Here is a 9,632-nt window from a genome sequence, read left to right on the forward strand (position 1 = left end):
GCGCCGGGCGAACCGGAAGCCGGTACCGCCGGGCGGAACCGTAAGCCGGGTGGTGAGCGTTGTTCAGCGCATGGGAGACGGTGATCACACGGCCCGCAGAAGCATCGGCCGCCGCGCGGTGCTGATCGGCGGGACGGTCGCGGTGGCGGCCACGGGACTGGCGGCACACGACCGGCTGGAGCGCTGGTGGTGGCGGCTGCCCGGGCAGGAAAAACCGCGCAAACCGGGTGAGGTGGACTATCAGAGCGCGCAGTGGTCCGCCGCGTCCGGGGCGAACTGGCGGCGGGCCGACCGGCCTGCCGACTATGTGATCGACCGGGTAGTGATCCACGTCGTACAGGGCAGCTACGCGACCGCGCTGCGGGTGTTCCGTGATCCGGCGCACGGCGCGGCCTCGCACTATGTCGTCCGGAAGGACGGGCATGTCGCGCAGACCGTGCGCGAGCTGGATGTCGCCTTTCACGCGGGCAACCGGGGGTACAACGAGCGCAGCATCGGCATCGAGCACGAGGGGTTCGTCGACCGGCCGCAGGACTTCACGGCCGCGATGTACGGGAGTTCGGCGCAACTGACGGCGGACATCTGCGCGCGGTACGGATTCCCGGCCGACCGGGAGCACATCGTCGGGCATGTGGAGGTCCCGGGCGCGGATCACACCGATCCGGGGCCGCATTGGGACTGGGACCGGTACATCGATCTTGTGCGGGAGGCGCTGTCCCGGAACCCCGGGAAGGGCCGGGAGCCGGGGAAGTCCCCGGGCTAGCGGCCGGGCCCCGGGGCAGTCGCCGCGCCTCAGCTGAGCCCCGCGCTCCGGGCCCTTTGCACCACCGGGCCGATCGCCTCCGCCAGTGCCGCCACGTCCTCCTTCGTGGAGGTGTGGCCGAGGGAGAAGCGGAGTGTGCCGCGGGCCAGGTCCGGGTCCATGCCGGTGGCGAGGAGGACGTGGCTGGGCTGGGCGACGCCGGCCGTGCAGGCCGAGCCGGTGGAGCACTCGATGCCCTGCGCGTCCAGGAGGAGGAGCAGGGAGTCGCCCTCGCAGCCGGGGAAGGAGAAGTGCGCGTTGGCGGGGAGGCGGCCGGCCGGGTCCGGGTCGCCGCCGAGGACGGCATCGGGTGCGGCGGCCCGTACGGCCGTGATCAGCTCGTCGCGCAGGGCGCCGATCTCGCGCGCGAACTCCTCGCGGTGCGCGGCGGCGTGCCGCCCGGCCGCGGCGAAGGCGGCGATCGCGGGCGTGTCGAGGGTGCCGGAGCGTACGTGGCGCTCCTGGCCGCCGCCGTGCAGGACGGGCACGGGAGCGTATTCGCGGCCGAGCAGGAGGGCCCCGATGCCGTACGGACCGCCGATCTTGTGGCCGGAGACGGTCATCGCGGCCAGGCCGCTCGCGCCGAAGTCGACCTCCAGCTGTCCGAACGCCTGGACCGCGTCCGCGTGCATCGGGATGTCGAACTCGCGCGCCACCGCGGCCAGTTCGCTGACCGGCTGGACGGTCCCTATCTCGTTGTTGGCCCACATGACGGTGACCAGCGCGACGTCCGAGGGGTCCGTGACGATCGCCGCGCGAAGGGCGTCCGGGTGCACGCGTCCGTGCGCGTCCACCGGCAGCCACTCCACGCGCGCGCCCTCGTGCTCGGCGAGCCACTCGACCGCGTCGAGCACGGCGTGGTGCTCGACGGGGCTGGCGAGTACGCGGGTACGGGACGGCTCGGCGTCCCGGCGGGCCCAGTACAGGCCCTTGACGGCGAGGTTGTCGGCCTCCGTGCCGCCCGCGGTGAAGACGACCTCACTGGGGCGTGCGCCGAGCGAGGCGGCGAGGGATTCCCGGGCCTCCTCGACGGTGCGGCGGGCACGCCGGCCGGCGGCATGCAGCGAGGAGGCATTGCCGGTGACGGTCAGCTGGGCGGTCATCGCCTGCACCGCCTCCGGAAGCATCGGGGTGGTGGCGGCGTGGTCGAGGTAAACCATGGTGCGCACGATTCTACGAGCTGACGGGCGCACTGCGGGAGCGCATACCCAGCGCTCGGAGGCACCCTCCACAAAACCCCTGCGGAGGGCGCTGCAGGGGTCAGTCCAGCAGCGCCCGGGCCAGCTGGCGGGACTGCGCGACAAGGCGGTCGTTGGCGTCCCAGACCTCGGCGTCCTCCTCCAGGAAGCCGCCGGCGAGGTTGCGGGTGGTGATCGAGACGCGGAGCGGGCCGGGCGCGGGGCGGCAGCGGATGTGGGTGGTCAGCTCGACCGTGGGGACCCAGCCCTTCAGGCCCATCTCGAAGGCGGTGGGCGGCAGCGCGTCGACCGTGAGGAGGAGCGAGAGCGGGTCGGCGTCGCGGCCGTCGGCGAGGCCGAACCAGCCGCGCATCTCGCCGTTGCCGCTGGGCGCGCCGACGGCCCAGCCGCAGGTCGCGGGGTCCAGGCGGACGTCGAGCCGGGCGGTGATCGCCGAGCTGCCGGGGAGCGCGGGGCGGCCTCCGGGCGCGGCGTCGGCGCCGAGGCACTCGGCGTGCGGCGGCATGGCGGGCGGCTTGGCGGTGGTGCGGACGTCGTCCGGGAGCGCGTCGAGGTCGCCGTAGGCGGCCAGTACGCGCAGCCGCTCGACCTCGGTGCCGTCGTCCTCGAACTGGACGAGGGTCGCGGTACCGGTGGACATCGTGCGGCCGGTGCGCACGACCTCGGTGCGGATCACGGCCGGCCCGGGCCGGGAGGCGGTGAGGTAGTGGGCGGTGACCGTCATCGGGTCGGGGTGCGGCAGCGCGTCACCCAGGGCGCGGCCCATCAGCGCGAGGAGGTAGCCCCCGTTGACCGCGTGGATGATCGTCCAGCCCGCGGAGAGCTCCGCGTCGTACACGCCGGGAGAGCGGCGGACGATCGCCGTGTCACGGTCGAACTCGCTGTTACCAATGGTCACCTGTGCCATGCGGTGCACGGTACACGGAATTATTACCGGCTGGTAGAGGCGTCTTGCCCACTGGTGGAGGCGTCCTGGCCGCCGGTCACCGGACTGCTGCCCGGCGCCCGGCGGCACTCCCCCGCGCTACTTCGGAGCGGCCTTCGACACCTTGCCGGGAGCCTCCTCCGGAGCCTGGTCCGGCGCGTTCTCCGGGTGGTGGCACGCCACTTGGTGGCCCGTGCGCAGCGCCACCAGCGGCGGCTCCGTCGTCGTGCAGACCTCCGTCGCCTTCCAGCAGCGGGTGCGGAAGCGGCAGCCCGAGGGCGGGTTGATCGGCGAGGGGACGTCGCCCTTGAGCAGGATGCGGTCGCGCTGGGTGCGCCGCTTGGGGTCCGGTACGGGGACGGCGGAGAGCAGCGCCTTGGTGTACGGGTGCATCGGCGCCCTGTACAGCGAGTCGCGGTCCGCCAGCTCGACGATCTTGCCGAGGTACATCACCGCGATCCGGTCCGAGACGTGCCGGATGACCGACAGGTCGTGCGCGATGATCACGTACGTCAGGCCCAGCTCCTCCTGGAGGTCGTCCATCAGGTTCACGACCTGGGCCTGGATGGAGACGTCCAGCGCGGAGACCGGCTCGTCGGCGACCACCAGCTTGGGCTTGAGGGCGAGCGCGCGGGCGATGCCGATGCGCTGCCGCTGGCCGCCGGAGAACTCGTGCGGGTACCGGTTGTAGTGCTCCGGGCTCAGGCCCACCAGCTCCAGCAGCCGCTGCACCTCCTTCTTCACGCCGCCCTCGGGCTCGACGCCCTGGAGCCGGAAGGGGGTGCCGATGATGCCGCCGATGGTGTGCCGCGGGTTCAGCGAGCCGTACGGGTCCTGGAAGATCATCTGGACGTCGCGGCGCATCGGGCGCATCCCACCGGTCGACAGATGCGTGATGTCCCGGCCCTCGAACTCGATCGAGCCGCCGGTCGGCTCGTCCAGCCGCGTGATCAGCCGGCCCATCGTGGACTTGCCGCAGCCGGACTCGCCGACCACGCCCAGCGTCTCGCCCGGGTACACCTCGAAGTCGATGCCGTCGACCGCCTGTACGGCTCCGACCTGGCGCTTGAGCAGGCCCTTGGTGATCGGGAAGTGCCGGACCAGGCCGCGCACCTTCAGCAGGGGCCCGGCCGCCGCGGCACCGGAATCCGCGAGCGCCGTCTTCGTGTTCTCGTCAGTCGTCTCGGTCACAGCTTCGGCGCAATCTCTTCGGTCCAGATCCGCTCCCGCTCCTCCTGCGACATGTGGCAGGCGGAGAAGTGGCCTCCCCCACCGGCTACGCCCTCATTGGCGGGGGTGCCCCCATTGCCAACCTGGCGCAGCTCGGGGCGGACGGTGCGGGTGAGGTTGTCCTTCGGGATGTCCGCGTACGGGCAGCGCGGGTTGAAGGCACAGCCGGAGGGGACGTTGATCAGGCTGGGCGGGGCGCCCTTGACCGGGATCAGGCGGTCGGTCTGCTCGCGGTCGATGCGGGGCATCGAGCCGAGCAGGCCCCAGGTGTAGGGGTGCTGCGGCTCGTAGAAGACCTTCTCGGCGGGGCCGCGCTCCACGCACCGCCCGCCGTACATCACCAGCAGGTCGTCCGCGAGCTCGGCGACCACGCCCAGGTCGTGGGTGATGATGACGACCGCCGAGCCGAACTCCTTCTGCAGGTCCCGGATCAGGTCCAGGATCTGCGCCTGGACGGTGACGTCCAGCGCGGTGGTCGGCTCGTCGGCGATCAGCAGCTCGGGGTTGTTGACCAGCGCCATCGCGATCATCGCGCGCTGCCGCATGCCGCCGGAGAACTGGTGCGGATGGTCGTCCACCCGCTTGTCGGGCTGCGGGATGCCCACCCGGTCCAGCATCTCGATCGCGCGCTTGCGAGCGGTCTTCTTGTCGACGTCGTGGTGGACGCGGTACGCCTCCACGATCTGGTTGCCGACCGAGTAGAAGGGATGCAGCGCGGACAGCGGGTCCTGGAAGATCATCGCCATCTGGCGGCCGCGCAGCCGCCGTACGTCGTCGGGGTCGGCGCCGATCAGCTCCTGGCCGTCCAGCCAGATCTCGCCGGACATCCGCACCTTGCTGCGCTGCTGCCGGGAGGCCCGGTGCAGGCCCATCACGGCGAGGGAGGTCACGGACTTGCCGGACCCCGACTCGCCCACGATGCCGAGTGTCTTCCCCTTCTCCAGCTGGAAGGAGAGCCCGTCGACGGACTTCACGACGCCGTCGTCGGTCGGGAAGTGCACCTTCAGATCGCGTACTTCGAGGAACGCGGTGGGGGCCGCGCCGCCCTCCGCGACCGGCTCGGCGATCGCCGCCGGGGCCGCTGCCACATCCGTCACTGCGGTGGTCTTCGTCAGGTCGTCGGAGTCGGTCACGAGAGCCTCACCCGGGGGTCGACGGCGGCGTACAGGACGTCCACCACCAGGTTGCACAGGACGATGAAGAAGGCGGCGAGCAGGGTGACGCCGAGGATGTTGGGCAGGTCGTTGGCGGTGATCGCCTGGACGGCGAAGGCGCCCACGCCCTGGAGGGAGAAGACCTGCTCGGTGATGAGCGCGCCGCCGAGCAGCAGGCCGAGGTCCATGCCGAAGACGGTGATGATCGGGGTGAGCGCGGCGCGCAGGCCGTGCCGGACGACGACCTTGCGCTCGCGCAGGCCCTTGGCCCGTGCGGTACGGATGTAGTCCTCGTTCAGCGTCTCCAGCATGCCGGCCCGGGTGAGCCGGGCGTACAGCGCCGAGTAGAGGAACGCCAGGGTGACCCAGGGCAGGACGAGCGTGCGCGCCCAGGCGAACGGGTCCTCCAGCAGCGGCACGTAATCACTGCGCTCGAAGATCGGCCATTGGTACGTGAACAGGGCCAGCGCCAGGGCGCCGGTGAAGAACATGGGGAGCGAGACGCCGGCCAGGGCCACGCCCATCGCCGCCCGGTCGAAGAGGGAGCCGGGGCGCAGCGCGGAGAGCACGCCGGTGGCGACGCCGGAGACGACCCAGACCACCGCGGCACCGGCGGCCAGCGACAGCGTCACCGGGAGCCGGGACTGGATCTCGGGCCAGACCTCGATGTGGGTCTTGAAGGAGTAGCCGAAACACGGCCGGTGGCAGGTCGCCACGTCGGGGCCGAACTTGTAGTCGACGCCGGCGAAGATGCCCTTGAGGAAGTCCCAGTACTGCTCGTACACCGGCTTGTCCAAGCCGAGGTTCTTCTTCACCGCGGCGATGTCCGCGGCGGTGGGGGCCTTGCCGATGTACTGCTGCGCGAGCTGGTCGGAGGACTGCCCGGCCAGCTTCGGCAGCAGGAAGAAGATGCCGAAGGTGACCGCGCTGACGATCAGCAGCAGGATCACTGCGCTGATCAACCTGCGGATGATGTACGAGAACACGGGACTGCGGCGTCGGTGCCCGCCGGCCGCCGCCGGCGGGCACCAATGCCTTCACCTGCCTTCCGGGGCTGCTACTTCTTGATGCCGACGTTGAGGTAGTCGTACTGACCGCTGAAGGCCGAGGTGGACACCAGGTTCGTGGCCTCCGGCGAGCGGTACATCAGCACCTTGAAGTAGGTCAGCGGCACGATCACCGCCTGCTCCATCGTCTTCTTGTCGATCTCGGCGTACGCCTTCTCGCGCGCGGCCTGGTCGGTGTCGGCGATGGCGGAGTCGAGCAGCTTGTTGATCTCCGGGTTGTCCAGCTCGGAGAGGTTGGTGTTGCCGGACTGGCTGATCGCCTTGCCGTTCAGGATCTGCTGCAGGTAGCCGTAGCCGGTCGGGAAGTCCGAACCCCACTGCATCATGATCAGACCGACGTTGTTCTTCTTGTTGAACTTCGGCACACCGGCGTAGTCCGAGAAGTACTTGCTCGTCGGGTACTGCTGGATCTTGGCGTTGATGCCGATCTTCTTCAGCGAGTCGATGACGGTGGTGGCCGCGTCGACCTCGTCCTGGCGGTCGGAGCGGGCGAGGATGGTGGTGTCGGTCTTGCCGGCCCCGCACTCCTTCCACTTCTTCTTCGCCTCGGTCAGGTCCAGATTGTCCTTGGCGTCGTACTTCTGCGGGTACATGTCGAACTTCTGGTACCCGGCGATGTCGGTCGGCAGGACGGTGGACGCGATGTCACCGCGGATCGGGCCGCCGAGCGAGGTCTGCACGGCGCGCTTGTCGATCGCGTACTGCACGGCCTGGCGGCAGGCGAGCTTGTCGAACGGCTTCACCTTGGAGTTGATCGCCGTGTAGACCAGCCGCTGGCCGAGCGCGTTGTCCGTGTTGGCCTTGAGCTTGGGGTCGGTCAGCAGCTGGGCCTGGGTCTGGCCGTCCACGCCGCGCCCGGCGAGGTCGATATGGGTGTTGCCGGACTGGAGGTCCTTGTCGATGGTCGACTGGGCGACCTTCATCTTCAGGACGACCTTGTCCGGGAGCTGCTTGCGCAGCGGGTCCGTCTTGGCGGACCACTGCGGGTTGCGGACCAGGACGAGCTGCTTGCCCTCCTGGTAGCTCTGGAACTTGTACGAGCCGCTGGAGACCACCGACTTGGTGTAGTCGGCGCCCTTGTCCTTGGCCTGCGGGACCGGCGCGGTCTGCGGCGCGGACACCAGGTAGTCGAACTCCGCGAACGGCTTCTTCAGGCGGAAGACGATCGTGTGGTCGTCCGGCGTCTCGATCGACTTCAGCCCGGCCTTGGACTTGTCCTTGTACGGACCCTTGTACTTGCCCTCGTCCTTCAGGAACTGCTGGAAGTAGTTCGGGCCGAGCGAGAGGGTGTCGCGCGCGAAGTTGGAGCGCTCCACCGCGTACTTCACATCCTGCGAGGTGACGGGCTTGCCGTCCTCGTACTTCACGCCCTTGCGGAGCTTGTACGTCCAGGTCTTGCCGCCGTCGGAGGGCTTGCCCATCGACTCGGCGAGGTCCGGCACCAGCTCGTTGCCCTTCTCGCCGGGGGCCGGCTTGAAAGTGGTGAGCGGACGCGCGTAGAGACGGCTGAAGTTGTAGATGAAGGCGTAGTAGGTGTTGCCCGGGTCGAAGGACTCGGGGGCGTCGCTGATCGCGTAGTTGAGCGTCCCGCCCTTCGCGTCCGAGGTGTTGACGATGCCCTTCGTCGCGGCGTTCGCCGCGGACTCGCCTCCGTTGGCGTTCTTGCCGCCACTGCAGCCGGCCAGCAAAAGGCCCGCACTGGATATGGCCGCGATCGCCGCGACCGGAACTGACCTTCGCATGATGCTCGGTTTCCCCTTCGTTCGTCGGAAACTTCGGTGGAACTAGCCGGGACCGCCCGGGCGCTGCCGGAGCGGCGTCAGCGGCTGCGCGGGTCCAGCGCGTCCCTCAGGCCGTCACCGAGCAGGTTGAACGCGAGTACGGTGACGAAGATCGCGAGGCCGGGGACGAGCATGTACTGGGGGTCGACCTCGTAGTACTTGACCGCCTGGTTCAGCATTCCGCCCCAGGAGGACTGGGGAGGCTGGATGCCGACGCCGAGGAAGCTGAGCGCCGCCTCGAAGAGGATGTTCGAGGGGATCAGCAGCGTGGAGTACACGACGATGGGCCCCACCAGGTTCGGCAGCAGCTCCCGGAAGAGGATGAACGGTCCGCGTGCGCCCATCCCCCGGGCCGCGTCGACGAATTCGCGCTCCCGCAGCGACAGCGTCTGGGCCCGCACGATGCGGCCCATGTACGGCCAGTTGAAGAAGCCGATCACAAAGATCAGGACCGAGATGTGCAGCGGCAGGCCCTCGAGGCCGAAGGCGCCGCCCTGCAGCGAGGCGGAGATGGCGATGGCGAAGAGCAGCAGCGGGAACGCCAGGAAGACGTCCATCATCCGGCTGATCACCGCGTCCACCCGGCCGCGGTAGTAGCCCGCCACCACGCCGAGGACCGTGCCGATCGCCACCGACAGCAGCGTCGCGCCGAACGCCACGATCAGCGAGACCCAGGAGCCCTCCAGGACCCGCGCGAGCAGGTCGCGGCCGAACTTGGGGTCCACGCCGAGCGGGTGGTCCGCGCTCATGCCGCCGAAGTCGCCGAGCGGCAGGGTGGTGTTGGGGTCGATCAGCGACTGATTCGGCTCGTTCGGGTCCAGGCCGAGGAGCGACTGCAGAGGCCGGGAGAGCGCCGCGATCACGACGAGGAGGATGACAACGATGGCGCCGGCCACCGCGACCTTGTCGCGTTTGAAGCGCAACCAGGCGATCTGACCGAGCGAGCGGCCCTCGATCCGCTTGCTCGACACGCCTTCCAGCACCGCTTCCGGCTGCGCCTCGGCAGCCGCCCCGGTGGTCTCGATCGGTGCGGTCACGTGCCTTAGACCCCTCTCGGCCGCGCTTGGCCGGCCCACGTCCGCCGCGTCGGCGGCTCGGTTCACATCACTGGTGTGCGCGCCGGCGGACGTCCGGAGGTCTTGCAGCTCAGCGTTTTTCGGATGTCCGCGCGACAGCGGTGGAGTTGCCCGTCGCACACAGGGTCCAGACCCTGCTGCGGGAGTCTTCATCCGAGTCGCGATCAGTCACCAGCCCTGCCGGGGAAAGGATGCGCAACTGTGATGTGCTCCACGGCATTCCGTTATACGGACATCCGGGACGGCTCAGCGGTTCGCGCCCCCGCCCGAAGCTGGCGTCAACGACGGTACACAGGAGGGCAATTCGGCACACGTCGGCGGGAGGGGCGACGACACTTTCACGCCGTGATGGAGGCGCGCGTGACCTCAGTAGGGGCGGGGGTAGCCATAGCCGTAGG

8 protein-coding genes are annotated in these 9,632 nt (G+C 69.7%); 1 reads left to right on the forward strand and 7 read right to left on the reverse strand.

Going from position 1 to position 9,632, the window contains the following annotated elements:
• Positions 1-70 precede the first annotated feature (70 nt).
• Positions 71-763: an N-acetylmuramoyl-L-alanine amidase gene (locus CCS38_RS13325; protein ID WP_223733452.1), complete on the forward strand. Its 693-nt coding sequence runs from the start codon at positions 71-73 to the stop codon at positions 761-763.
• A 29-nt stretch (positions 764-792) separates the two neighbouring features.
• On the opposite strand, the gene CCS38_RS13330 is transcribed toward CCS38_RS13325, so the two are convergent.
• The 7 genes from CCS38_RS13330 to CCS38_RS13360 form a co-directional block, all read right to left on the reverse strand.
• Positions 793-1,962, reverse strand: coding sequence for a cysteine desulfurase family protein (locus tag CCS38_RS13330; protein WP_223733460.1), 1,170 nt, complete (start codon positions 1,960-1,962; stop codon positions 793-795).
• A gap of 100 nt (positions 1,963-2,062) precedes the next feature.
• On the reverse strand, positions 2,063-2,908 hold the full coding sequence (locus tag CCS38_RS13335) for a thioesterase family protein (protein WP_223733453.1): 846 nt from the start codon (positions 2,906-2,908) through the stop codon (positions 2,063-2,065).
• A gap of 117 nt (positions 2,909-3,025) precedes the next feature.
• On the reverse strand, positions 3,026-4,117 hold the full coding sequence (locus CCS38_RS13340; protein WP_372457061.1) for an ABC transporter ATP-binding protein: 1,092 nt from the start codon (positions 4,115-4,117) through the stop codon (positions 3,026-3,028).
• A complete protein-coding gene (locus CCS38_RS13345) occupies positions 4,114-5,253 on the reverse strand; it encodes an ABC transporter ATP-binding protein (RefSeq protein ID WP_223733462.1) in 1,140 nt (379 codons plus the stop codon). Before CCS38_RS13345 ends, CCS38_RS13340 begins: the two co-directional genes overlap by 4 nt.
• 32 nt (positions 5,254-5,285) lie before the next feature.
• Entirely contained in the window at positions 5,286-6,296 is a 1,011-nt protein-coding gene (locus CCS38_RS13350; RefSeq protein ID WP_223733454.1) for an ABC transporter permease, read from the reverse strand.
• A gap of 71 nt (positions 6,297-6,367) precedes the next feature.
• The gene (locus CCS38_RS13355; RefSeq protein WP_223733455.1) at positions 6,368-8,119 is read right to left on the reverse strand and encodes an ABC transporter substrate-binding protein; all 1,752 of its coding nucleotides are present in this window, start codon (positions 8,117-8,119) and stop codon (positions 6,368-6,370) included.
• Between the two features lie 77 nt (positions 8,120-8,196).
• Positions 8,197-9,195 (reverse strand): ABC transporter permease, encoded by a 999-nt coding sequence (locus tag CCS38_RS13360; RefSeq protein ID WP_223733456.1) that lies wholly within the window; start codon positions 9,193-9,195, stop codon positions 8,197-8,199.
• Positions 9,196-9,632 lie beyond the last annotated feature (437 nt).

Source organism: Streptomyces purpurogeneiscleroticus (assembly GCF_020024005.1).
In the GTDB taxonomy this organism is placed as follows: Bacteria; Actinomycetota; Actinomycetes; order Streptomycetales; family Streptomycetaceae; genus Streptomyces; species Streptomyces purpurogeneiscleroticus.